Source organism: Bradyrhizobium canariense (genome assembly GCF_018130465.1).
Taxonomy (GTDB): Bacteria; Pseudomonadota; Alphaproteobacteria; order Rhizobiales; family Xanthobacteraceae; genus Bradyrhizobium; species Bradyrhizobium canariense_C.
Genome location: NZ_JAFCKJ010000016.1, coordinates 143146 through 168521, shown reverse-complemented (window position 1 = coordinate 168521; position 25376 = coordinate 143146). Strand labels below are relative to the sequence as shown.

Annotated in this window: 24 protein-coding genes and 1 pseudogene; 23 read left to right on the top strand and 2 right to left on the bottom strand. The window is 57.6% G+C overall.

The features are described from left to right. Positions 1-207 precede the first annotated feature (207 nt). Positions 208-735: a hypothetical protein gene (locus tag JQ591_RS31240; RefSeq protein ID WP_211399803.1), complete on the bottom strand. Its 528-nt coding sequence runs from the start codon at positions 733-735 to the stop codon at positions 208-210. Between the two features lie 575 nt (positions 736-1310). On the opposite strand from JQ591_RS31240, the pseudogene JQ591_RS31235 reads away from it, so the two are divergent. Then, a pseudogene (locus tag JQ591_RS31235) lies at positions 1311-1511 on the top strand (integrase core domain-containing protein); the annotation flags it as partial. 131 nt (positions 1512-1642) lie between these two features. On the opposite strand, the gene JQ591_RS31230 reads toward JQ591_RS31235, so the two are convergent. Further along, positions 1643-2956: an MFS transporter gene (locus JQ591_RS31230; RefSeq protein ID WP_211399802.1), complete on the bottom strand. Its 1314-nt coding sequence runs from the start codon at positions 2954-2956 to the stop codon at positions 1643-1645. Positions 2957-3186: 230 nt separating this feature from the next. Between JQ591_RS31230 and JQ591_RS31225 the strand changes: the two genes are divergently transcribed. From JQ591_RS31225 to JQ591_RS31125, 22 genes are all read left to right on the top strand, one after another. Continuing rightward, entirely contained in the window at positions 3187-4083 is an 897-nt protein-coding gene (locus tag JQ591_RS31225) for a LysR substrate-binding domain-containing protein (protein ID WP_211399801.1), read from the top strand. Positions 4084-4175: 92 nt separating this feature from the next. Then, complete coding sequence (locus JQ591_RS31220) at positions 4176-5483, top strand: Rieske 2Fe-2S domain-containing protein (RefSeq protein ID WP_211399800.1); 1308 nt, start codon at positions 4176-4178, stop codon at positions 5481-5483. 10 nt (positions 5484-5493) lie between these two features. After that, positions 5494-6000, top strand: coding sequence for an aromatic-ring-hydroxylating dioxygenase subunit beta (locus JQ591_RS31215; protein WP_211399799.1), 507 nt, complete (start codon positions 5494-5496; stop codon positions 5998-6000). 5 nt (positions 6001-6005) lie between these two features. Further along, entirely contained in the window at positions 6006-6413 is a 408-nt protein-coding gene (locus JQ591_RS31210) for a rhodanese-like domain-containing protein (protein WP_249137933.1), read from the top strand. A gap of 60 nt (positions 6414-6473) precedes the next feature. Further along, entirely contained in the window at positions 6474-7268 is a 795-nt protein-coding gene (locus JQ591_RS31205) for an enoyl-CoA hydratase/isomerase family protein (RefSeq protein ID WP_211399797.1), read from the top strand. A gap of 2 nt (positions 7269-7270) precedes the next feature. Next, positions 7271-8440 (top strand): thiolase family protein, encoded by a 1170-nt coding sequence (locus JQ591_RS31200; protein ID WP_211399796.1) that lies wholly within the window; start codon positions 7271-7273, stop codon positions 8438-8440. 2 nt (positions 8441-8442) lie between these two features. Next, on the top strand, positions 8443-8859 hold the full coding sequence (locus tag JQ591_RS31195) for a Zn-ribbon domain-containing OB-fold protein (protein ID WP_211399795.1): 417 nt from the start codon (positions 8443-8445) through the stop codon (positions 8857-8859). Positions 8860-8867: 8 nt separating this feature from the next. Further along, positions 8868-10418 carry a class I adenylate-forming enzyme family protein gene (locus JQ591_RS31190; RefSeq protein ID WP_211399794.1) on the top strand — a complete coding sequence of 517 codons (1551 nt, stop codon included), beginning with the start codon at positions 8868-8870 and terminating at the stop codon, positions 10416-10418. Positions 10419-10450: 32 nt separating this feature from the next. Continuing rightward, on the top strand, positions 10451-10648 hold the full coding sequence (locus tag JQ591_RS31185; protein ID WP_211399793.1) for a hypothetical protein: 198 nt from the start codon (positions 10451-10453) through the stop codon (positions 10646-10648). A 172-nt stretch (positions 10649-10820) separates the two neighbouring features. Further along, positions 10821-12023, top strand: coding sequence for a CaiB/BaiF CoA transferase family protein (locus tag JQ591_RS31180; protein ID WP_211399792.1), 1203 nt, complete (start codon positions 10821-10823; stop codon positions 12021-12023). 19 nt (positions 12024-12042) lie between these two features. Beyond that, a complete protein-coding gene (locus JQ591_RS31175; protein ID WP_211399791.1) occupies positions 12043-12783 on the top strand; it encodes an SDR family NAD(P)-dependent oxidoreductase in 741 nt (246 codons plus the stop codon). Continuing rightward, entirely contained in the window at positions 12783-13457 is a 675-nt protein-coding gene (locus JQ591_RS31170) for a glutathione S-transferase family protein (RefSeq protein ID WP_211399790.1), read from the top strand. The genes JQ591_RS31175 and JQ591_RS31170 overlap by 1 nt, the downstream gene beginning before the upstream one ends. A gap of 1049 nt (positions 13458-14506) precedes the next feature. Then, the gene (locus JQ591_RS31165) at positions 14507-15211 is read left to right on the top strand and encodes a TetR/AcrR family transcriptional regulator (protein ID WP_211399789.1); all 705 of its coding nucleotides are present in this window, start codon (positions 14507-14509) and stop codon (positions 15209-15211) included. 978 nt (positions 15212-16189) lie between these two features. Next, positions 16190-17146, top strand: coding sequence for a 1,2-phenylacetyl-CoA epoxidase subunit PaaC (locus JQ591_RS31160; RefSeq protein WP_211399788.1), 957 nt, complete (start codon positions 16190-16192; stop codon positions 17144-17146). Beyond that, entirely contained in the window at positions 17140-17454 is a 315-nt protein-coding gene (locus tag JQ591_RS31155) for a metal-sulfur cluster assembly factor (protein WP_211399787.1), read from the top strand. The genes JQ591_RS31160 and JQ591_RS31155 overlap by 7 nt, the downstream gene beginning before the upstream one ends. A gap of 10 nt (positions 17455-17464) precedes the next feature. Next, the gene (locus tag JQ591_RS31150; protein WP_211399786.1) at positions 17465-17719 is read left to right on the top strand and encodes a phenylacetic acid degradation b; all 255 of its coding nucleotides are present in this window, start codon (positions 17465-17467) and stop codon (positions 17717-17719) included. After that, a complete protein-coding gene (locus JQ591_RS31145) occupies positions 17719-18492 on the top strand; it encodes a Phenylacetic acid catabolic protein (protein ID WP_211399785.1) in 774 nt (257 codons plus the stop codon). The genes JQ591_RS31150 and JQ591_RS31145 overlap by 1 nt, the downstream gene beginning before the upstream one ends. Beyond that, the gene (locus tag JQ591_RS35765; RefSeq protein ID WP_433995223.1) at positions 18396-18680 is read left to right on the top strand and encodes a PaaD-like zinc ribbon domain-containing protein; all 285 of its coding nucleotides are present in this window, start codon (positions 18396-18398) and stop codon (positions 18678-18680) included. The genes JQ591_RS31145 and JQ591_RS35765 overlap by 97 nt, the downstream gene beginning before the upstream one ends. A 56-nt stretch (positions 18681-18736) precedes the next feature. Next, positions 18737-20323 carry a class I adenylate-forming enzyme family protein gene (locus JQ591_RS31140; RefSeq protein WP_211399784.1) on the top strand — a complete coding sequence of 529 codons (1587 nt, stop codon included), beginning with the start codon at positions 18737-18739 and terminating at the stop codon, positions 20321-20323. An 89-nt stretch (positions 20324-20412) separates the two neighbouring features. Further along, positions 20413-21636 carry an ABC transporter substrate-binding protein gene (locus JQ591_RS31135; protein ID WP_249137921.1) on the top strand — a complete coding sequence of 408 codons (1224 nt, stop codon included), beginning with the start codon at positions 20413-20415 and terminating at the stop codon, positions 21634-21636. Positions 21637-21799: 163 nt separating this feature from the next. Further along, positions 21800-23008 carry an acetyl-CoA C-acetyltransferase gene (locus tag JQ591_RS31130; RefSeq protein ID WP_211399783.1) on the top strand — a complete coding sequence of 403 codons (1209 nt, stop codon included), beginning with the start codon at positions 21800-21802 and terminating at the stop codon, positions 23006-23008. Between the two features lie 86 nt (positions 23009-23094). Further along, positions 23095-25311, top strand: a complete 2217-nt coding sequence (locus JQ591_RS31125) for a 3-hydroxyacyl-CoA dehydrogenase NAD-binding domain-containing protein (RefSeq protein WP_211399782.1) — start codon at positions 23095-23097, stop codon at positions 25309-25311. Positions 25312-25376: the final 65 nt, after the last annotated feature.

Here is a 25376-nt window from a genome sequence, read left to right as displayed (position 1 = left end):
ATCGATCAGCGTGCCGTGCCGCTGAGGTGGCGGTCTCTATGCGCCGGCACTGACGGTCCCGGTCATCAGGCTCGGCTCTTGCCTCGCTAAGGCAGGCTGCCCTTGCATAACAACGGAGATACCCATTTGTTTGCGTGCTTCCTGCCGTCTCAATGCTTTTCTTAAGTCAAGGTTATTGCAGAGATATCAATACCGACGAGGACAGATTCAGTATTTAGAGTTCCGTCCGGGTTTCTCCTGAACGCGCCGTTTGGTTTGCATCATAATCCCTTGAATGTTCTTGTACTCGGACACGTAGTGCGCGGCTGGAGCGCCACCTGCCACCAGCGCGGTATAATCCAAACGAGCGATGAGCCCGTTTTCATCGACGTGGAATATCTGGTCCGGACAGTGAGTCCCGACCTTCTCGGGAAAAGTGATCTTCAGCCGCCGGCGTAGCGTGCCTTGGTCGGACGCCGGGTCTATTTCTTCCGCTTTGGCACTCTCAGTGACAAACATAAATGGAGTATTCAGATAATTCCAGAGTGCATACCCGGTAAAGTAAGCCAGATGGAGCCTATCCCACGTAGTCTGAAGGGTGTGTCCTTCAAACGCTTTTCTTGGATGTACGCGCTCCTCAATAAGCTTCCCGTCGATTGTCTCTAGCCGAACACGATCCGGCTCGTAGATACTTTGCACGCCTTGTTCGGTAAAGTGCGCATAGCAAGTTCGCTGTTCTTTCGTTTGCGCCTTCAATTGAACATTTTTGAAGACACCGTCCCATCCCTTCTAGTCCAGTGCGAACCATGTATTGAAAGGTTCACATCGATCGCGTTGAATTTTCGCCATCGTTCAAGAGTTCCGTGAGACTCAAGCACCAGATCTAAAAGAGCAGTTATGTTTCCTCCGGTTGGCTCTATTAGAATTAGGACCATCGCTTTCCATATCGGACTAGTCGTAGTTTCAGGCGCCCTAGAGTTCAGGGCACCTGACCGTTGATGATCCATTAGTTGGGTTTCAGAAGGACTTTCCAGCCTTTTTGCGCATGCGCCATGGCCTGAGTTGCCTGCTCGAGCGAATACACCCCGGCGACCGGAACATGCAGTTTGCCTTCGGTCGGAGCGGGTCGGGTTGCGGAGACGGGCGAGCGCGGCTGGTAGATCGATAGCCAGCTCGGTAATCGTGGGCCGATTAGCCGTTACCCAAATCTCAATGCGATCAGCTGCCCGTCGCTGAGGTCATGGTCCTTTCCGAGGTCGCAAGCGCCTCATCGTTTGCAACGGTGTGCAGGTGAGCCGCCGCCAGCCGATTGACCGAGGTCACCACGACCACGCATCGCCCTCAGATGCTGGCGTGCCAACTACAATAATGCACGACCACACCCGCAACTCGGGTGGAAGACGCCATCCGAGTTAGCCGCAACCTGCAATCCGCGCCGGGATCTGGCGCTGCGCTACGCCGAAGGCTCCGCGCCAGCTCCCGCCGCCCACACGGGCACATCCAACAGCCCGAACGAACTCAGGCGTGGATAAAACTTGGGGGCAAGGTCAGTGAAGACGTTTCAAGGCATTTAGCGGCGTACAGGCGCTCGCCGCCGCACTTCACGATGAAGACGCAGCAGGCGTTCAAAATATCTGCCTGTGCGTTACTGGCTCGTCCAAGTTCATGCCCGATCGAGTTTCGCGCGGTTGGCATCGAACTTGGATATGCTGGTATCAGCGGCGAACGGCGCGAACGCCTTCTGGAACGCTTTCGTGCCGATTTCTTGGTCCAGTTTCTGGACGATGATTCCAAATCCTCCGCATCCAAGGACTAGGCCGACCAGTGCCGCAAAGAGCAAGGGCACGACGAAATCGCCGGTCAAGGAGACGAGAAAGCCAGTCAAAAGCGGGGCGAGCGCCCCGCCGATGTTGCCGCCGAAGTTCTGGATCGACACGCATGACGAAACCAGATGCGCCGGTGCGACATCGATCGGCATGGCGTTGGCAGATGACGTCGTCATGCTGATGGATGACAAGGCGAGAGTGAAGGCCACAACTGCAATCCATGCGACCGGCGCAAAGGCCGCCACGACCGTGAAGATCGTCGCGCCCAGCATGCCGCCGACAGCGAACGATTTGCGCACAGCCGAAACGCTGTATCCCTTTGCGATGCATCGATCGGCTGCCCAACCGCCGAACAGCGTGAACGCGATGCCGGAAATGAAGGGAAGCATCGAAAGAATGCCCGTGCGCATGATTGGAAGATCGTACCGAAGCGTAAGATAGCCGGGAAGCCAACTGGCGAAGACGTAGTAGACGTAGAGATAACCGGCTTGCCCAAGTACCATTCCCCAAACGGAACGGACCTTCAGCAGGGTCGACCATCGGACATTGGACGTCTTCTCCGTTGGTGCGGCCGCCGTCGCGGCCTCGGACTTGCGATAAACGAGGAGCCAGGCCGCAACCCAGATGGCTCCCAGCAATCCGGTCGCATAGAATACGGCAGGTCGGCCGAACTCGCTCAGCAGAAATGCTGACAACGGAATACCGACCGCGAGACCGATCTTCGTGCCGGAAAACTGGCAACTGACGGCAAAACCACGCTCCGTCTTCTCGAACGCCTGCTTGATGATTTGGGACCCTGAAGGGATATTAGGGGACTCGCCGATGCCAACCAAGGCACGCAAGAACGCCAAGGGCAAAAATGCGGAAGTGAGGGCACACATGGCGGTGAACGCGGACCAAGCTCCGACCGCAACAGGAAAGACGATGCGAGCGCCGAGACGATCGGTCAACGGACCGGCAACGATGATCGCCGCAACATAGGAAAAGTTCAGGATCGACATCAGGAGCCCCGCGAGGGTCGCAGAGTACGAATGATCCTTAATCAGCTCCGGCAAAACGACCGAAAGATTGACTCTGTCGATAAAGCTGAGGCTCTGAGACGCCGCCAGCAGCAGCAATAACCCAATTTTGTATCCGCTGAGCTTCTTCAAGTTGCTCCCTCCGCGTCCGCTTGATTTTTTGTTGCGCGCAAGCTTCGCGGATAAGCTGCGGAGGAAGTATAAGCTTCCGTAGTCAGGCGCTTCCAATAAAGTCGCAGTGCCAAATAAATAAGGATGGCTTATAAACGTCATCCAATAGCGTCGACGCATAAGTGCGCGGCAGTCGGAAGTGAAGCGGATGGTATCTTCTCCATCTGAAAACGACCCGGGGGACATGACCAATGGACTTGAAGCGGCTCAAATCAATGACAGTCCTGGCAGAGGAGCTGCACTTTGGCCGCGCTGCAGAGCGACTTGGGATTGCCCAGCCGGCCTTGACGCAGCAGATTCAATCTCTCGAGCGGGAGATCGGTGTGCAATTATTCTCCCGAACAAAGCGGTCGGTAAGGCTTACCATTTCGGGTCAGGTCATGCTGGGCGAAGCCGTGCGGACCTTGCAACAGGTCGAGCGAACCGTGCTGGTGGTCAAGCAGGCCGGGCGAGGTCAACTTGGTCACATCGAAATCGGATTTGTGGGATCGGCTGTATTTGCCGGCGTTCTCTCGCGTGCGATCGCGCGCTACCGCGCGGCCAATCCCCTGGTCGAGTTCCGGTTGAACGAGCTGGGAATCCTGCCGCAGCTTCAGGACGTTGCAAGCGGCCGGCTGGACATAGGCATCATACGCTTGCCAGTGAAATCGCTGGTACCTGAGCTGGCAGTTACCGCCATTTATCGAGATCCGATCATCCTGGCGATACCCGCACGGCATCCGTTGGCGAAACTGAAGGCCGTGCCTGCCGGTCGGCTCCGGAGCGAGCCGTTTGTCGCCGTTCAAATTCAGGAGGGGGTTGGATTCAACGCACAGGTTGCCGAACTTTGCGCGATAGCTGGATTAACGCCGCAGATCACCCAGCGGGCAGGACAGTTCACGGCTCTTGCCGGCATGGTGGCCGGCGGACTTGGACTGGCGTTCGTTCCTAGCTCCGTGAAGAACCTGAAGATCCCCGATGTTGTCTATCGCCCGGTAGCTAACTCCGATCATAAATCAGACCTGGCTATGGTTCACAGGAAGTCCGAGCGGGCGCCTGTCCTGCTTTCATTCATCAAGGAATTGAAGCACGCCGCGCGTCCCGGCTGATGAGTTGTTGGCGCGGAGATCCCTGATACGCGCGGCTTATTAATAACGTGAAATTATGTATTGGAGACCCTGCATAACCGACGAGTAATATCTTGCAAGACGTCCCCCCTGAGCGGGAGGGAATTTGCGGGAGCCTCGTTATGTCGCCTTCAAGCCAAGCGTTACGATCGGAAGTCACCAAATTTACCTGGCCGCCACAAGGCGTGACGCGCGCGCCCTATCAGCTCTTTACGGACCCGGAAATCTACAAGCTCGAACAGGAGCGGATCTTCAGAGGCAAGACGTGGAATTTCCTGTGTCTCGATATCGAGATCAAGAACGCCGGCGATTATCGGACGACGACCGTCGGCGAAACGCCGATCATCGTTACGCGAGACCGGGACGGCAGCGTTCATGCGATGGTCAACCGCTGCGCTCACAAGGGCGCGTTGGTTTGTCTGAAGAAGAAAGACAATGTTCCGAGCCTGACCTGTGTCTATCACGCGTGGAATTACGAGCTCGACGGCAAGCTGAAAGGCGTGGCATTCCGCAACGGCCTGCGCGGCCATGGCGGTATGCCAGATGATTTCGACCCGACGCAGCATCGGCTGCAGCCGCTCAGGGTCGAGTCGTTTTGCGGCATGATCTTTGGAACGTTCTCGGACGAAGTTGAGGACGTCGAAACCTATCTGGGCCCCGAGATGGCGTCGTTCATCAAGCGCAATCTGGGACGGCCGTTGCGCGTTCTCGGAACGCACAGCCAGATGATCCACAACAACTGGAAACTCTATGCCGAGAATTTGCGTGACTCCTATCACGCAACACTGCTGCACACGTTCTACACCACCTTCAAGGTCAATCGTCTCGACATGGATGGCGGCATCACGCTGTCGGAGCGCAAATGGCATCACCTGAGCTACGCTCGCCGCGCGAAGATAGACGAGGCCGCGGAATACGCCGAGGCAAAGGTGCATTCCGCCAATTATGAATCCGCGCTCGACGGACCGGGTCTGCTCGAGGCCTGGGAAGAGTTCGACGACGGCATTACCCATAGCATCCAGACCGTGTTTCCCAACATGTGTGTTCAGTTCACGCTGAATTCACTGGCCATTCGCTTCTTCGCCCCGCGCGGCGTCGATCAGACCGAACTGTTCTGGATCTACCTCGGCTATGAGCGGGACACCGAGGAACAGGCGAAAATGCGCGTCATGCAAAGCAATCTGACGGGGGCGGCGGGTCTGGTTTCCCTGGAAGACGGCTGCATCAACGAGTTTGTCCAGCGCGGGACGCGGGCGGATCCCGGTCAGGCCTCTTTCATGGAAATGGGGGGGCGCCAGGTCGAGTCCGAGCGAAACTCCCGTGCGACCGAAACCGCGGTTCGCGGCTTCTGGTATGGCTATCGCAACATCATGGGCTTTTAGGCAGACGACGATGCATAATATTCTCGAAAAGCCCGCCAAGAGCATGGACGCGCCCGCCCACGATCTGGCTGCAGAGTTGGTCGCCGCCTATGCGCACGCGCTCGATGATATGCAGATGGACGCGTGGCCGGAATTTTTCACGGCCGACGCACTGTATCATGTGACGACGCGTGAAAACCATGAAGCGGGCCTTCCGATTGGAATCGTCCGTTGTCTGGGCAGGGGTATGATGACGGATCGGGTGAAGGCATTCCATTCCGCCAACATCTTCGAACCTCATGTCTATAACCACGTCATCGGCCGTCCGGCCTTTTCGGACACGCAGTCGCCCGGTGTTCTGTCCGTCCGTTCCAATTTCCAGATCGTTCGGACCATGGAAAGCGGGCGGATGGACCTATTCGCCGTCGGCAAATACCTTGACGAGGTCGTGCTGGATGAGGGTCGCGCACGCTTCCAGAAGCGCGTCGTTGTTCTCGACTCGCGCTATGTCGACATCCTCATCGTCATTCCGTTGTGAAGCCCATGGAAGCAGAGATTTCGCCGGGGCAGGCCTGGGATATGCTGGGAAGCGACAAGAGCGCACAGCTCGTCGATGTGCGGACGGAGCCCGAATGGCTTTATGTCGGCGAGCCGCTTCTCGCTGACATGGGTAAGGAACTCGTCAAGATCTCCTGGCACGTCTTTCCCGAGATGAACGTCAATGTGGAGTTCGTGCCGGAACTGCGGTCAGCGATGAGGCTCGAACATCCCGTCATCTTCATCTGCCGCAGCGGCGGGCGGAGTCTTGCGGCCGCAAAGGCGGCGTTCAATGCCGGCTTTGACCGATCATACAGTCTTGCCGATGGTTTCGAAGGCGGAGTCGACCGGCAGGGGCATCGCGGTACCACGACCGGTTGGAAAGCCGAGGGGCTGCCCTGGAAGCAGCCGTGAGCATCGTTTTCGGAACACGCGGAAGCGGATTTTCAGATCGAGGCGACAAGAAGAACGAGGATGACGGTTCAAGACATCGTAGTTGGCCGTGAAGCGGGATGGATCGAGATCAGGATCAACCGGCCAGACAAACTCAATTCGCTGCGCGAGCAAACCGCTGAGGAGATACTCGGCGTTCTAGCAGAAGCCGAGCACGACAGGGACGTGCGAGCGGTGATTCTGAGCGGGAGTGAAAAGGCCTTTTGTACCGGAATCGATACCAGCGAATTTCAGGTAGCCGAAGGCGGCTACTTCGATTTCTATCGTTTTCGCAAGCGATCGCGAATGGTGAACCGTCTGTTCAAGGACGTGCTCGGCTACACCAAACCCGTGATTTCGGCAGTCGAAGGCTTCGCGCTCGGCGGTGGGCTGGAGCTGGCTCTCGCGGGCGATATTCTCATTGCTGGCGAGAAAGCAAGTTTCGGCCTGCCGGAAATCAAGCTTGGCATTATGCCGGGTGGCGGTGGCACGCAGACGTTGCCGCGCCTGATCGGAAAGCCTCTGGCGAAAGAACTGATGTGGACCGGCCGCCGGATCGGCGCGACCGATGCTGAGCGCTATCGGCTGGTCAACCACATCGTGCCGGCTGGCGAAGCCCTGACCAAGGCTCGGGAGGTCGCCGGGAGTATTGCCGGCAATGCGCCCATCCCTGTCATGATGTCCAAATCAGTCATTGATCGCGGTGTCGACATGTCGCTTGCCGACGGCTTCGAGGCGGAGGGGGATGCATCCTTCCTGCTCTATTTCACGACGGATCGCGAAGAGGGCCTCAAGGCCTTCCGCGAAAAGCGGCAACCGCAGTTTCGAGGAGAGTGAGATTGTCGAAGAAGCGTGACATCGTCATTGCGGGCTATTCGGAAACGCCTGTCGTCTTCAAGTCAGGCCGCAGCGCCTATGATTTCGGGGGTGAAGCCTTCGCAAAACTGCTGCAGTCGACTGGCGTGCCGAAGTCTGAGATTGACGGGATGGCTGTTGCAGCACCACTCAGTGAGTGCACGAACCCATTCTTTCCGGTTTACATGGCCGAGGCGCTCGGCCTCTCACCAAAATGGCTGAACTATAGCGGCACGGGTGGATGTTCGGCGACCGGCGGCGTCGCGCGCGCCGCTTCTGCGATCCGCGATGGGCAGTGCGAAGTCGCGGTCGTGCTTTCTGCCGACTCACCCAGTACGGCATGGCGGGCAAATTACGGAGCCTACCGGAGCGAATTCCAGGATCCGGTCGGCGTGCAGGGTCCGCCCGCGACGTTCGGCTTGCTGATGAGCCGATATCATCATCAATATGGAATCAAGCCCGAGGCGCTCGGCAAGATCGCGATCACCCAGCGCGAACACACGTTGCACAATGAAAACGCGCTCGCCAAGTTCAAGACGCCGCTCACGATGGACGACTATATGAAGTCGCGCGTGATTGCTGATCCGCTTCGGCTGTTGGATTGCGTCATGTTCTGCGACGGCGCCAATGCGTTCCTGGTGACCTCGGAAAAGCGTAGCCGGGAACTGGGCCTGACCAAGATGGTCCATCCCACGGCCTACGCGGAAATCACTAATCTCCATGGGGATCAATCATGCCCCGATATCACGGAGACCGGCTTCTCGGCGGTCGCTCCGTTGATCTACAAACATTCCGGCCTGAGAGCAAAGGACATCAAGATGTTCCAGCCTTACGACGACTTCACCATTGCGGTTATGATGCAGTTCGAGGATTTCGGATTCTGCGAGCGCGGACAGGGCGGCGATTTTACGCTTGGAACTGACCTTTCTTTCAAGGGCTCGCTGCCTTTGAATACCGGGGGCGGCCAGATTTCTGCTGGACAACCGGGACTGGCGAGTGGCGGTCTCAATCTGGCGGAAGCTGTGCGGCAGATGTTCGGCGAGGGCGGGGAGCGCCAAGTGAAAGACGCGAGCAACGCGCTGGTCACAGGCATCGGCGTAATTCCCTTTGCGCGCAATTGGGGCACGAGTGCCGCCCTGATCCTAGAGGCATGACGATGAGCGAGCAAAAGAGCACGCGTTCTATCCCCAGCGCTTCGGTTTATGTCGATACCACGCCGTTCTGGGACGCGGCGAGGCAGGGAAAGCTCGTCCTTCAGTTCTGCAAGGACACCAACCAGTTCCAGCATTATCCGCGTCCGGTCAGCATTTTCACCGGAAGCCGTAATCTGGAGTGGCGCGAGGTGTCCGGGCGAGGCGTGGTCTATGCCTGCACGGTTATACGCGTGCCTGGACCTGGCCTCGATGAGCGCCTGCCACTTTCCGTCGTCACCGTCGAACTCGACGAAGGCGTGCGCATCCTTGGCAACGTCGTGAATGTCGAGGCCGACAAGGTCGTGATCGGCCAGCGCGTCGAATTGGCGTGGGATCGCCTCTCCGACGACGTTCAGTACCCGTCATTCCGGACTGTCTGAGGACGCCGATGCGGCTCGATACTGTTTTCCGGGCGCAAGCCGTTCGATATCCCGAGAAGACCGCCGTGGTCTGCGGGAGCGACCGCATCACCTATGGTGAGCTCGATACGCGCGTGCGGCGCGTTGCCGAAGGATTGATGCGGCTCGGGGCGCAGCCGGGGGACAGGATCGTCGTCTATTTGGGAAATGGAGCCGAGCTGGTAGAGCTTCTCTATGCGGCCTTCTCGATAGGGGCGATCGTCGTTCCCGTATCCACCCGCCTCACGCTTCCCGAACTGCAGCATATCTGCCGGGACAGCCAGCCATTTGCCATTGCCCTGGCGGGTGATCCCGCAACCTGTGCGGCGCTCGCAAAGGACCTCCCTCGGGCTCTGTTCATCACGACGGAAGCGCGGGAAGGACGCTCGGTCGACTTCACCGAACTGCGGTCAACCGAAGCCGGGATCCTGGGCGCACTGCCGACCGACGACGATGCGCTCGTCATGTACACTTCGGGCACGACCGGAGCTCCCAAAGGAGCGATCATCACCCATTCGAATATGGTTGTGCAGAATTACTTCGTGCATGCGGTCGAATGGGGAATCTCGAACGAGGACCGCTATCTGGTAACGACGCCGCTGGCGCACCGCGCGGGGCTCGCCCGGCTGGTGAATGCACTGAGCCTCGGCGGCACGCTTGTGATCATGAAGTCGTTCGATGCGAAAGTTGCGGTCAAAACCGTGGAGACGGAAGGAATAACGGTCGCCGGAATGGTCCCGACTGTTTGCCGCATGATGCTGCCCGCGATCCAGGAAGATCCATCCCGATGTGCATCGCTAAAGTGCATCGTCGTCACGGGTGAAGCGTTTCCCGTCGAACTCAAGCGCAAGTTCATGGCGCTTCTTCCTGATGTGCGGCTCGTGTCGTTCTTTGCCATGACGGAAGCCGGCGCCGTGACCTCGCTCTCCCACGAAGAGCAGTTTGTTCACCCGGACTCCATCGGGCGCCCGACGCCGGGTGTCGAGATCAGGATTGTCGATGACCGCGGCATCGCGGTGGCGCCGGGCGAACCCGGTGAGTTGCTGGTCCGCGCCGGCGAACCTGGCCGTTTCACGGTAATGCGCGGTTACTACAATCGACCGGACGAAACCGCGAAGGTATTGCGCGACGGTTGGCTTTGCACCGGTGACATCGCGAAGGCCGACGCGCACGGATATCTCTACATCGTCGATCGCAAGAAGGACGTGGTTCTGAGCGGTGGACTGAATATCTACACCAAAGAGGTCGAGCAGGCGCTGCTAGCTCATCCAGGTGTCAGGGACGCGGCGGTGATCGGCGTACCTGATGAGATCTTCGGTGAGTCCGTCGTTGCGTTCATCGAACGTCAGGACACGATGCTCTTGACCGCTGCCGACTTGATCGCCAGCGTTCAAGAACGGATCGCCGGCTACAAGAAACCCAAACATGTTTTCATCGTGGACAGCTTGCCAAGAAACGGCACCGGCAAGGTTCTGAAGCAGGAATTGCGGACGCGTGCCCTGCAATCGCTCCAGCAATCTTCCGGAACGGTGCCTGTCTGACGACGGTCAGACCACGTAAAGGGGAATATGTGGTGATTTGCAAAATTCGGCTCTATGAGCCGCCTGCCGGCAAAGCAGAAGGGATGCGCGAGCGTTTCAAGGCACCCGTCGCTCCGCGGCTTGCTCGACATGGGATCGAGCTGATCGGCGTTTTCGAGCCGACCAAAAACGATGGAAACCTCACTTACATCTCGCGATTTCATGGCAAAGAGCAGCGCGGTAAGGGATGAGCTTCGTTCGGTGCAGATCGGGAATGGCGCGCCATCGAGGCCGCGTCGGAAGCCGAGGGTCCGTTGCTAGGCCCAGGCCGTCTCGGTCCTGTCGACGGCGCTGGCGGGTGGCCTTCTCAAATAAAAATAAGCGATTGAAGGTGCGGCAATGCAAAACCCAAGGAGAAACTTGATGCCTGGACCGTTGAATGGCGTGCGCGTCGTCGATTTGACGAGCGTGGTTTCGGGTCCGTTCGCGACCATGTTCCTCGCCGATCAGGGGGCGGATGTCATCAAGATTGAGCCGATCGGTGGAGATATTACCCGCCGGAGCCGCGCCACGATCGACAAGGCTGGAGAGTTTTCCGCGCTCTTCATTTCCTCAAATCGGGGCAAGCGCTCACTGTCCATCGATATCAAAGACGATGCCGGCCGCGACATCTTGGGACGTCTGCTCGACCGGGCCGACGTCGTGGTTCAGAACTTTCGTCCCGGCACGATGGAGCGGCTCGGATTTGGCCCTGACGAAATGCGTGCCAGGAACCCAAGGCTGATTTTCGTGTCTATCAGCGGCGTCGGCGATAGCGGTCCCTACGTCAAGAAGCGCGTTTACGATCCGATTGTTCAGGGACTGTCAGGGTTCGCCGACATCCAATCCCAGCCGGTGACCAACAGGCCGCAAATGATCCGAACCATCGTGGCGGACAAGACCACGGCCGTCTTCACCGCTCAGGCGGTGGCTGCCGCCCTTTATGCACGAGAGAAAACCGGTCTCGGTGATCATATTCACGTCGCGATGCTTGATGCCATGATCTCCTATCTTTGGCCAGAAGGCATGATGCAATACACGGTCGTCGGGAAGGAAGATGCGGTCAGCGACCCGAACGATCGGCCCGATCTCGTCTTTAAGACGCAGGATGGCTATCTCACCTGCGGTACCATCTCCGACTCCGAATGGCAGGGATTTTGCCGGGCAAGCGGTGATCCCGAACTCGGCAGCGACGAGCGATTCGCCACGCCCGGTGGCCGGTTCATCAATGCGACCGCACGCATCAACAAGATGCAGGAATATATCGGTCAGCATACGACGGCCGTCTGGCTTGAAAGGCTCGATGCGGCAGATGTGCCCTGCGCACCGATCTTGCGACGCGGCGAAGTCATCAACAACGAGCAGGTCGTGGCGCGCGGCCTGATCGAAGAATTGGAGCAACCGACCGTCGGGACGGTGCGGCAGCCGACACCGGCCGCGAAATTCAAGGTCAACCAAGCGAGGATCGCCGGGCCCGCGCCCCGCGTCGGAGAGCACTCACGCGAGATCCTCCGGGAAATCGGCTACGCCGATGCCTCGATCAACGACATGATCGCCAGGAAAGCCGTTCGGGTCGTTTCAACTTGATGGTCGAAAGGAAGTGATCGTGAGCGCAGATCCCGGAGTTGCCTTGCTGGTCGGAGCAGGAGACGCAATCGGAGCCGCTGTTGTGCGCCGATTTGCAGCAGAAAAGTACAAGGTATGTATAGCACGAAGAGATGCATCGAGATCTACGGCGCTGGTCGATGAACTCACGAACATCGGCCAACGTGTCTGTGCAAAGAGCATGGATGTCCGAAAGGAGAACGAAGTTCAAGCGCTGTTTGCGAGTGTTGAGGCGGAGCTCGGTCCGATCGAACTCTGTCTGTTCAATGCCGGAGCCAATGTCGCGAAGCCGGTGCTCGAGACGAGCGAGAAGTTGTTCTTCAAGGCCTGGGAACTTGCCTGCTACGGAGGCTTTCTGGTGGGTCGGGAGGCCGCGAAATACATGGTGCCCCGCGAACGCGGCACGATTCTATTCACGGGCGCAACCGCCAGCCTAAGGGGCAGCAAAAACTTTACCGCATTCGCGTCTGCGAAATTTGGTCTGAGAGCCGTCGCCCAATCGGCTGCGCGCGAACTGGGACCGAAAAACATTCATGTCGCCCACCTGATCATCGATGGCGGCATCAATAGCCCAGAAATACACCGGCGGCTCAAGGAGAGGGGTGTCGATGCCGAAGGTCTGCCTGCCGGTTCGCTGGCCGAGCCATCCTCTATCGCGAACGCGTACTGGTTTCTCCATCGGCAGGCTCGTGACGCCTGGACTCACGAACTTGACTTGCGGCCGTCGGTTGAGACCTGGTGATGAACTCCGAACTCACTCTATGGGGCGTTGGGACCAGCCGGACAATCCGGCCGCATTGGGCGTTGCATGAGCTCGGACTCGCATACGGGTGCAAGCCAATTCTGGCGCGATCGGGCGAAACCAAGACCCCCGAATATACCGTACTGAATCCCAGACAGAAAATTCCGCTACTCCAGGATGGAGCATTCACGATCGGAGAGAGCGCGGCCATCGTGGCCTATCTGGCTCGCAAATACGGCGGAGCAAGCCATCTCATTCCGGTCGATGACGCTGGACATGCCAGGTGGCTGGAATGGTGCTTTTTCATTGTGACTGAACTCGATGCGACGAGTCTCTATGTCATGCGCCGGCATAGTACGGGCAAAGGTCTCGCGCACATTTATGGCGAATCGCCATCGGTCGTTGCCAAGGCCGGTGAATACTTCATGGTGCAGCTCAAACATGTCGAGCTCGCATTGACCGACGATCGCAGATATCTTTTGGGCGATCAGTTTACCACAGCGGACATCCTGCTGACGACTTGCCTCACCTGGGCGCTGGATTATCGATTAAACCTTCCCGATGGATTGATGCAGTACCTCGGCCGGACGACCAGCAGAGACGGCTACCGAGTGGCCCGGGAAGCCAACAGGCAACAAGCATTTCAGATTGCCTCGCAGGCATGCATGAGCTAGTTCGCAATAACGCGAGGTTACAAAGGGTCGCGTCCTGGACCCCCGCCGGCGTCGACTTGCGATGCGAGACAGCACTTCGCGAAATCATCTGCGAGGGCGACGACATCGTCGTAAATGCCGCCAAGTGGTGACGCCGCGGCCCCTCTCTAGTGACGGCAAGACCGCGGTTGGACAGGTCGATTACTTCGCTCAAGATCGGGGCCTGGTGCGCAACTGCCATGGCGGCGGCGACGGCGGCGTCATCATGAAAGGTGAGGGGGTAGCGACGAGATCGATTCCCGCAACGAAGCTGCTGTTGTCAGGTGTGACGAGTTGAGGCGGTAGTGTGCGTTACACTTCCGGACCGATGTCGACCGCACCCACCTTGCGGTCCCACGGGAAATGGAGAATGTTTACCTTTTCGGAGACAGGCGTCGAAGACCGGTGCGATCCCGACTGGCGCGGGTGGCTGCGGCGGAGTTTGCTACCTCTGTTCAGTCAGCAAGCGGCCAAATCGGCATCGGGCCTAATTCAGCGTTGATCAGCTCGGCTTACATGACGATTCGGTATAACCCGGTTATGTCGCCAGAGGGACCGTTATCCCTACGAAAGCCCTCGAGGTCTCCGGCACGGCGAGCGCGATCCGTTTATGGCCGCCCATCGCGAGCAACGGTTTTGGAAAATCCAAAAATCGCATGCGGCGGGCCGAGCATCAGGATCCTAGACTGCGCTTGCCGGCTCACCATTGTCCCGGAGCAAATTGCCGATTTGTTGAAACGGGGGGCGCGAAGGGAGGTAAGATCTTGCGGGCGGAGATGTAAAAAGCTTCCGCAATAGAGGAGATCCGTCTATGATGCGCCACCTTTGGTTGTTCATTAAGCGCATCATCCATCCTCGTCCAACTTCGGATGAAGCTTCAGAAGCAGTCTCCGAAGGTGCGCGATCGCAGCGTGGGGTAGGTCACTGACGCTGAAACCGCTAACGACATTCCTATCTGGAAATGTTTGACTGATCAGTAAGTTAAACCTATAACCTTTTGCGTGCGAGTTGCCGAATATACGTTTGTGGGCATGAAGAAGCGCAAGAAACGCCTGACAAACTCCGAACATCGCGAACTAAGCATGGCTGCAGTTCTGGCTGCCGCCGAGTTTCTTTTTGTAACTCAAGGTTACACTGGCACAACGACCGAGAGAATCGGTGAATTCGCGGGTCTGACGAAAGGCAGCGTGTATTTCTACTATGGCACCAAGGAGGGGGTTCTCCTTGCTTTGCTCAATCGGGTCCAGGCCAACGTTCTGATCCCATACGTCCAGCTGCTGCGAGACGAAAGTTGCACCCCGGTAGAGCGCATGAGAAGGCTGCTGGAAAGAACCGGTAAGATTGCCCTTGAACATCCGGGCTCGATGCTACTGCCGATCGTCGTGTCGCTTGAGGCTGAAGCCGGATCCGAACCTGCGCGCAGAGTCGCCGCTGGTTATAACCGGCTCGCAGAGGAGATCCGGAAGGTTTTGGAGCTTGGGCAGGCTTCCGGCGCATTCCGCTCCGACTTGAGCAGTGGTGATATGGCCGGGATTATCATCGCGTCTGCCGACGGAATGATGCTCGAATGTCTGCGTCAGAATCACCGTATGGGCGTCCACCGCCTCGTTCGTGCCCTGCAGGCGGTCATTATTTCTGGTCTGCAATTCGCATCGGAGTCCCCTCGAGACATTGAAGTCGCGGAGGGGCCATCGGTCATTGAAGTCTTGCGCAGCAATCTAAAGAACCACAAATAACCGCTCAGATGTAAACCGGGGTCACGAAGGAACGATGCCGGTCCCCGCACCAATCAGATCCGATTCCAGAAGATTTCCGATCTCCGGCGGACGGCATCATAAAGTCGGATGCCGAATAGCTGGACCTCTTCCGCCGCATTATTGCGCGCATTGAGCTCATCGAAGATTCGTCCGCGCGCCTGAGTGCAATCATGTGGTCGGCAGAGCTCGTCTTAAAAAGCGCCAGAGGGTTGCCACATGATCGGGTCAACCACCTGAGGTTCCAGGCTGCCGAATAACTTCGTTGCGCCGAGGGTACTCCAAAATTGATCGCCACAATCGGCCCAAGATGGAAATAACGAGATCAATACGCCAAAGTTGGGGTTGAGCTCGCAGCCGAGGCGCTCAGTGCGATCTTCGGCATGCAATCGAGGAGGGCGCCCCCTCGCCGGTGGCCACTATCAGTCCCATGACGCCTATTGGCCAGATGATGGTCGCCGACGCGTCTGCCTCAAGCTGCTCGAGTTGCGATTGGGGGACTTAGCTGTATGGGATTCCGAAGTCGAATAGAGTTCAGTTTCCTTACTCGTCCTTGATCCTTTCGCGGCAGCGGACCGCGCGCGACCTTGGGATTTTTCATCGAGCGCGCGCTTACGCGAGGTGGTGCCTTCGTATATGTCGCTGATATCTAGAATAAAAATGACGTTTCTCCATCCGTTAACAAAGATATTGACTGGACAGTAAGTTATTTGTAGGTTGCCTCTCAGTCAACTAAATGTCCGATGGCGTCTTGCGAAAATCCGAAATTAATCACCGCCTTTCGTTCAGCGAGGTGGCGCGGGTTTCGGCTTTTGAGAAGGTTTAGAGCATTGCTCTCGAGTGTTTGGGAGGGGACGTTCTTCTCCTGACATGAATGTCGTGGGTGTCTCTCCACACTCGCTCTCGAGTGGGAAGAGGGTTGGCATAACGTGTCGCGATTGTAACGGCAGAGGATCAACCATGGGTCAAACGGCGCTCGCGCGTGAGAGCACGGAAGAGGCAAACGAGATTGCCTTGCAAACGAGAGTCAAAGCTGGCGGAACTCTGGAAGATGTCAGCGAGATGACGCCTCGCTATCGGAGCGTGCTCGTCGACACCATGAGGATCGCCGCCGATCTGGAAATCATGACGTTGCCTCTCGATTTTCCTGCAATAATGATGGCGCCTGGTCTCAACGATCGAATCGCCATCACATCTGCTCTTCAGGATGAAATGGGGCATGCCCAGGTTATGTTTCGCATGCTCGGGGACTTCGGTATCGATGCCTATCAGGCAGTGTTCGAGCGCGAGCCAGAAAAATTCAAGACCTTCTTCATGCTGGAATTCGCGCCCCAGGATGCGATCGACACGGGAATGGCGCACCTGTGTGGCGATCAGGCAGGATACATCACGACCTGCGATCTAGAGGCGAACTGCTCGTTCGGGCCATACAGCCGCTCGTTGCGAAAGGTGAACTTCGAGGAGAATTTTCACGTCAAGCGCGGCGAGTACATGATTCGCCACTATATGCAGCAAGGACCGGAAATAAGAGCTCGAGTTCAGGAAGCTCTGGACTTCTGGTTTCCGCTGGCCGCTGAATGGTTCGGGACGACGGACAACGTAAAGTCGAGGACGGATCAGCTCCACTATCGCATCCGCGGAAGCAGCAATGATCAGCTTAGGCAGATCTGGATGCAGCGCCTCGTGCCCTTCTGTGAGCAGCTTGGATTGAAGGTGCCGGCTCATTTCGACCGCGAAAAGGGCATCTACGTCCTGGATTACGAAATGCCCATTCTGCTCAACCTGGAAACCATGAAGTGGGATTACCGCACGGTGACGTGGGAGGAGAAGCTCGCGCAATGGAAGAAGGGCGGGCCGATCAAACTGCCAGGTCTCCGGCGCATGCAGACGGAGCTCTGGGGGCAAGATCTATGGTAACCGAGGAGGAAGTCCGCGAGGCGCTCCTCGCAGTGAACGACCCGCATATTCCCACAAGCATCGAAAGCATGGGGATGTTGCGCGGCATTGAAATCTCAGAAACCGGTGTAGTTGATGTCGAGCTTGCAATTCCGTGCCTGGCTTGCCCAGGGGTGTCGATGTTGAAGCAATCGATCAACGACGCAGTTGGTAGGCTGGAAGGGGTCCGCAAGGTCAACATCCTTGAAGGATGGCATCATGAATGGACGACAGAAGCTATCGACCCGGGTGCACGCCAGCTCATGCGCCGCTTCGGAATACAAGTCTAGAGGTGCGACAATGAAGAAGGTTATCGATAGACAAGTGGAGCTCGGCGGAGACAAGCTCGACTTATACGAAGTATTTGCACGCCGCAACTCGGAAGAACCGCTCACTCACATCGGTTCGATCGACGCCCCCAATGCAGAACTCGCGGAAGCCCGCGCCTGGTTCGTTTACGATCACGATACCTGGAAGGAAATGTGCATCGTTCCGCTCTCGGCCATCGTTACGATTACCGAACGCGGAAGCAATGCAAAGGTCAAGGTGGTGTAATGATGACCATTACCATTCCGACCGGTTCTCTCTCTGAAGCCGACCAATTCCTGAGGGACGAGCTGTACTGCATCGCAGACGCCAAGGTCGTCCTGGCAGGCTGGTACATGTTGGTGCTGCAGAACGGCCGCTCGATCTCCGACTTTACATCCATTTGCGCAATGATGCAGGGCCAATACGGGCATGCCCGCGCGATCTATCAACATCTCGCTCGCTTTGGTGTTACTCGCGAAGAGGCCGAGTGGACGCGTGGTGCAAAGGATATTCGTTCGCCCAAGCTGCTCGACCGGCCGCCGCAGTCGTGGTCCGACTTCATCGCGACGTTATTCATGGCTGAACAAGCCATCTCAACTCAATTGAGCGCCTACAGGACAAACGCGGCGGACAGGACGTTGGCTCGCCTGGCCGACAAGATACTGAAGGAATCGCGATTCCATCTCAGTTATTCCATCGGCTGGATCAAGGCGCTCCGCAAGAGTCCCGAGTCGACGGTCGATGAAGATGCCCGTCGGCGCTTGGTCGAGGCCTTGGATTGGTGGGGTGATTTTGAACAGTCCGACATACTCTTTTCGAGTGGTTGCCGTGATACGTCGGAATCGGAGCTCCGCAAGCGCTTCCTCGCGGCGGTCAGCGAGACCTTCGACGCTTCAGACGTGATCGTCAGTTCCGCAAAGTCATGGAAGCGAGCCATTCGTCGCGGCGGCAGTCCGGGAATTCCGGAGAAGCTATTCGAGCAAATCCGCTTCAAGAACCGCGAACTGGCGCTTCCGTGAAGCCGACCGAGCCAAGTTTCGAGCTGCCGCTTGATGCCTCCAACGTCACTTGCCCGCATTGTGACAGCCGCAACGTGAAGGTCGACTCGCCGTTTGGCGGCAGCGTTTCGGAGGTACTTTTCCGATGCGGGCAATGCAAGTCGTTCTTTCACTGGGTGAAGTGGCAGCCTGAGCTGCCACCGCGTTGAACCAACAAATTAAGAACAGCATAAGCTGCAATAACCGAAATATAGGGGAGGTTATCGTGCTGGATCGCGCTATTTCCGTTTCAGATATCCTGCGGGCTACGTCGCGTGCGATGCCGCAAAGGAAGGCGATCGTAGATGAAGCGGGCTCACTGAGCTACCTCGAGCTCGACGCGGACGTAGATCGCTTTTCTCGTGCACTGTGCAGACTCGGAATCGGAGAGGGGGACAGAGTTGCCTATCTTCTCTGGAATCAGCGAGAGCTCCTTATCTCCTACTTCGCGATCGTGCGGATCGGTGCTCTGACTGTTTCTCTGAACTTTCGCCTGACCCCCGAGGAGCTAGCGTATCAGTTTGCGGAGGCGGACTGCAAAGCGATCATCGTCGACAAAGATCTCGCCGAACTGGCCTCCAAAGCGATTTCAATCTCCGATCTCCCCATTCTACAAATCGTGGTCGGGGGAGAGGCCGTGCCTGGTCAGCTTGCCTTCGCCGACACGATGCGACCCCAGGCCGACGACATCGTGAACCTTCCAGCGGTCAGCGCCGATGCCGATAGCGGCATTTGGTTCACCTCTGGCACAACGGGCCGGCCAAAAGGCGCGGTAGTTAAGCATCGATCGGCGGTTGCCTCTGCGATGCTCTGCAATATTGTATTCGGCTTCCCCGACGGAATCAGAGCGTTGGGGGCTGCTCCTCTCTTTCATCGCGCAGCGGTCGAAAATTTTGCGCTGCCTGTTATCATGCGCGGCGGAACGAATTTTCTCTTCAAGAAGCTCAACGCGGCCCAAACGTTGGCGCACCTGGAAGAGTACAGGATCAATTGCGCGTTCATCGTTCCCACTCTGGCTTGGCAGCTTATCCAAGAGCCATTCGTCGGAAGAAAGCCGTTACCGCACCTCACGCACTGGGTTTCCGCTTCGGCACCTCTGCCGCCGGTTCTTTCAGAACGCATCCAGCAACGGTTCGACCTGCCAAATGGTGTCATAAATGCCTATGGCATTACGGAGATGTTGCTTGTCTCGTCGTGCCCGCCAGCGATGCTGGCCAAAAAGCCCGGTACCGTCGGGCTGCCCGCGCCGCAGACGCAGGTGATCATCCATGACGAAGCACGTGGCGTGCTTCCGGTCGGTGAAGCAGGCGAAATTCTGATCAGCGGACCGACGGCGTTCTCTCGCTATTTGAATAACGAACAAGCGAGCCGCGAAGCGATCGTCAATCTGAACGGAACTGCCTGGTACCGAAGCGGCGATATCGGGCTTATCGACGCCGACGGATATCTCGCGATAAAGGACCGCAAGAAAGATATGATCATTTCTGGCGGCGAGAACATCTATTGCGCCGAGGTCGAACAGGCGCTGATTGAGAATCCCGCGATCCGAGAAGTTGCAGTCTTAGGAATGCCTGATGAGAAATGGGGCGAAATCGTTGTCGCCGCCATCGTCGGCAACTCTAATGGCGTCGTTGATTTGGACGCCATCATAAAAGGTTGCGGAGCGCTCGCAAGCTACAAGCGGCCCCGTGAAATTGTTGTTCTCGATCAGCTGCCGCGAAACTCCTTCGGCAAGGTTCAAAAGGACGCGCTTCGCGCACTCGTACGAGAGAAACTCGAACTGATCCGAGGACAACAACGGCAAGAGGCCTAGCCTCTCGCTGTTCGCACAAGTGAAATACTTACTTGCGGCCGAGCGATCGGCGCGCGGCATCTTGACTGCTGCTCGAAGGGAGTTTCAGAATGAGTATTTGGCGCCCGCTGCGAACCCACCGCACTGCAATCGTGGCAGCTGTTTCAGCATCTTGTTTGGCTATTGCAACGCCCAGTTTGAGCGGCGAAATCGTAGTTGGCAATACCGCCCCATACAGCGGCCCAGCGTCAGGCTACGCCATGGTCGGAAAGTCTCTCGCTGCCTATTTCGACATGCTCAATGCGAACGGCGGAGTTGGCGGTCGCACGATCAAATTCCTTTCCTATGATGACTCATACAGTCCGCCCAAGACCGTCGAGCAGGTTCGCCGTTTGGTGGAATCCGACGAAGTCGAGCTTGTGTTGGGGCTTCTTGGAACTCCAACGAACGCTGCCGTTCAAAAGTATCTAAACGCGAAAAAGGTCCCGCAACTGTTCTCGGTCGCTGCGAGCGGGAAGTTCAGTAATCCAGGAAAATATCCTTGGACCATGGGATGGATTCCCACCAACGTACTCGAGGCCAAGATCTTCGGCAAATACATCCTGGACACGAAGCCGAACGCAAAGATCGGGGTGCTTTATCAGAACGATGATTTTGGGCGCGACGCTCTCGAAACTCTAAAGTCCTCTCTTGGTGCCCGGGCCGGTGAGATGATCGTGTCGGCCCAAAAGTACGAGGTTACCGATCCGACGGTCGATTCCCAGGTGGTTTCGATGAAGTCGGCCGGAGCCGACGTCTTCTACAATGCCGCGACCGTCAAGTTTGCCGCTCAGGCCATCAAGACGGCCCATGCTATCGGCTGGAAGCCTCTTCAGCTTCTGACCTCACCTTCATCGAGCATAAATACTGTCCTCAAGCCAGCCGGCATCGACGCGTCGAAAGACGTCGTCTCTGCGCTTTATCTGAAGGAGCCGTCCGATCCGCAGTGGTCCAACGATCCGGCTATGGGCGAGTATCGGGCTTGGATGAAGAAGTACTACGCCAATGGCGACCCCGACAATTTCTTCAACGTTGTTGGCTACAGCGTTGGTCAATCCTTCCGAGCCGTTTTGGAGGCATGCGGAAATGACGTCTCGAGGGCCAATATTATGGCAAAAGCCTCGGCGCTCAATGTCGAACTGCCAATGCTTCTACCGGGAATAAAGCTCAAGACTTCAAAGACCGATTACTTTCCAATTCAGCAGCTGCAGCTTGCCCGATTCAACGGTGAGCGGTGGATTCTATTCGGTGAAATCATCCAGGACGAGTCCGAAGATGTCTCGGCCAAGGATTGAACGATCGCGTTGAATGATCCTCGACTCATAAGTCATGCGGACGCCTTAACCGTGGCGGGAAGCAGATCGTTCTCGTAGAGGACATCAAACCGCGAGACGATCGGCGAGAACGACGAAACTCTACCTTCCTCAAGAGGGGAGGGCATAGAAAAGGAGAAAACCAATGCCGGAGGCATTTATCTACGATCACGTCCGCACGCCGCGCGGCAAAGGCAAGTCCGACGGCGCCCTGCATGAGGTCACGGCGCTGGCGCTGGCAACGGCGCCCCTGAAGGTCCTCAGGGAACGCAATGATCTGGCCCCTGACAGCATTGACGACGTGGTCCTCGGTGTTGTCGACCCGGTCGGCGAGGCCGGTGGCGACATCGCGCGCTTCGCGGCCCTGAACTCGGGTTTCGACACCTCGGTCCCAGGAATTCAGATCAATCGCTTTTGCGCGTCGGGCCTCGATGCTGTTAACTTCGCCGCGGCGCAGGTGATCTCCGGCCAGCACGAGCTCACCATCGGTGGCGGAGCGGAATCCATGAGCCGAGTCGGCATCCTATCGTCGGGTACGCCCTGGCCGATGGATCCCTCTGTTGCGCTGCCATTGTACTTCATGCCGCAGGGTGTGGCGGCGGATCTGATCGCTACGAAGTACGGCTTCTCCCGCGACAAAGTCGACGCCTACGCGGTTCAGAGCCAGCAGCGCGCCGCAAGGGCTTGGGACGAAGGCCGCTTCGACAAGTCCGTGATCCCAGTGAAAGACGTCAACGGAATCACCATTCTCGACAAGGATGAACACATCCGCCCCGGGACAACGATGCAGTCGCTCGCACAGTTGCAACCGTCATTTGCCGCCATGAGTGCGATGGGCGGGTTCGATGGGGTCGCGGTGCAATCGCATCCTGAAATCGAGGCTTTGAACTACGTGCATCATGCGGGGAACTCATCTGGCATCGTAGACGGCGCGGGCGCCGTTCTGCTGGGCAGTGCGGAAGCCGGAAAGAAGCGCGGTCTCAAGCCGCGAGCGAAGATCCGGGCTTTCGCTAATATCGGCTCGGAGCCCGCAATGATGCTCACTGGTCCTGTCGACGTGACGAAGAAGGTGCTTGATCGGTCCGGCATGAATTTGGAAGACATCGATCTTTTCGAGCTGAACGAGGCGTTCGCTTCGGTGGTGTTGCGCTACATTCAGGCGTTCGAACTCGATGAAGCCAAGATCAACGTCAATGGTGGCGCTATCGCGATGGGCCACCCACTCGGCGCCACGGGCGCGATGATTCTCGGCACGGTGCTCGACGAACTCGAACGCACCGCCAAATCGACCGCTCTCGTCACGCTGTGCATCGGTGGCGGCATGGGCACTGCGACCATCATCGAGCGGGTTTGAGCTTCACGTTCGCGTTGCTGGCGGGATGAAGCAGACGAACCAGGGTTGCCGACCCCTTAGGGGCACGGCGGAGCGTTGGAGACACCATGGCCTATAAAAACTTTAAAGTTGAAACCGACATCGACGGGATCGTCCTGGTGACGTGGGACATTCCCGGAAGGTCTATGAACGTGCTGGACGAGACTACGGGTACCGAACTCGCCGCGATCGTGGAGGCGACAGCGAAGGATTCCGCGGTGAAGGGGGTCGTCATCACCTCCGGTAAGGACGCATTCTCCGGCGGGGCTGATCTCACCATGCTCGAGCGCATCAATCGCGCGCACAGCGAGTTGCTGATGAGCAAGGGCGAGGAAGTTGCCAACAAGCACGTCTTCGACGAGGTCCGCAAGCTGTCGCAGACGCTCCGCGAAATCGAAATCAGCGGGAAGCCCTGGGTCGCCGCGATCAACGGGCTCGCGCTCGGAGGTGCATTCGAAATCACGTTGGCGTGTCATCACCGGGTCGCATCCGACAATCCGAAAACACGTCTTGGCTTGCCTGAGGTAAAGGTGGGGGTCTTCCCCGGCGGTGGCGGTACGCAACGTCTTTCGCGCATGCTTCAGCCGAAGGATGCGATGCGGATGTTGCTGAAGGGCGATGCGATCGATCTGAAGCAGGCGGTGGCTTGGGGCATCGTCGCCGCAGTGGTGCCGCCGGCGGATCTGATCAATAGCGCGAAGGATTGGATTAAGGCAGGCGGCAAGCCCGTTGCGCCGTGGGATGAGAAGGGCTTCAAGCTGCCCGGCGGCCCCGTATATTCGAAAGCGGGCACGCAGTTCTTCCCGCCGACAAACGCGTTCTTGCGGCGAGATACCTACGACAACTATCCGGCCGCGCGCGCGATCGTACAATGCGTTTATGAGGGCCTCCAGCTCCCGATAGACGCAGCGCTGCGCGTCGAGTCGCGCTACTTCGCAAAGATCCTGCGCTCAAAGGAGGCGGCCGCGATGATCCGGTCACTCTTCTTATCGATCCAGGATTTGAACAAGGGCGCACGTCGTCCGAAAACGGTACCGCCCACGAAGGTCAAGAAGCTGGCCGTCATCGGCGCTGGCTTCATGGGGGCGAGCGTCGGCTTCGTCTCGGCCCAAGCCGGCATCGACGTAGTGTTGATCGATCTCGATCAGGAGAGCGCCGATAAAGGCAAGGCTTACACCAAGGCGGCCATCGATGCGGCAGTTTCCAAGAACCGGATGATGGCTTCCGATGGCGAAAGCATCCTGTCGCGCATCACCGCCACAGCCGATTACGCCATGATTGGAGATTGCGACCTCGTCATCGAAGCGGTGTTTGAGGACCGAGCGGTCAAGGCGCAGACCTATGCCAAGGCGAAGCCGTTCGTTCGTGATGGTGCAATATTCGCCTCGAATACGTCGACGCTGCCCATAACTTCCTTGGCAGAAGAATGGAAAGATCACTCGAATTTCATCGGAATTCACTTCTTCTCGCCTGTCGAAAAGATGATGCTGGTGGAGATCATCGTCGGGAAGAACACGGGCGAGACAGCTCTGGCCACCGCTTTCGACTACGTACGCCAGATAAAAAAGACACCCATCGTCGTCAACGATTCGCGCGGCTTCTACGCCAACCGTTGTGTCATGCTTTATCTCTTCGAGGCGTACGAGATGCTTCTGGAAGGCATACCGCCGGTGATGATCGAGAATGTCGGCAAGATGGCCGGCATGCCGGTCGGACCGCTGGCGCTTAGCGACGAGGCTGCCATCGATCTTGCGCTGAAGATCCTAAAGGCGGCCGAGGCCGACCTGGGTCCGCAAGCTGTAAATCAAGAACACAAGAAGCTGTTGGTCGAGATGGTTGAGAAGCGTGGACGCTTCGGCCGCAAGAACGGCAAGGGCTTCTACGATTATCCCGAGAATGGTAAGGGCCAGAAGAAGCTGTGGCCCGACCTGTCAATGCTGCAGCCGAAGCATCTCGATCCGGATACGCTGGATGTCGAGGAGTTGAAGCAACGATTTCTCGTCGTGCAGGCGGTAGAAGCGGCGCGTACTGTGGAGGATCAGGTGATCACCGATCCGCGCGAGGCGGACGTCGGATCTATACTCGGGTTCGGCTTCGCGCCCTTCACCGGCGGTACGCTGTCCTACATCGACTTCATGGGCACGAAGAACTTCGTTGATCTCTGTCTGAAGCTCGAAAAAAGCTTCGGCTCGCGGTTCACCCCGCCGAAGCTGTTGATCGAGATGGCGGCGAAGAACGAGACGTTTTACGGTCGCTTCCCACCGATGAAGGTGGCTGCGGCTTAGCAGGAGATCTGATGATGAACAGTCGGCGATCGTGTCAAATAAGTTCCGGGGTAGCGCATTGTTAC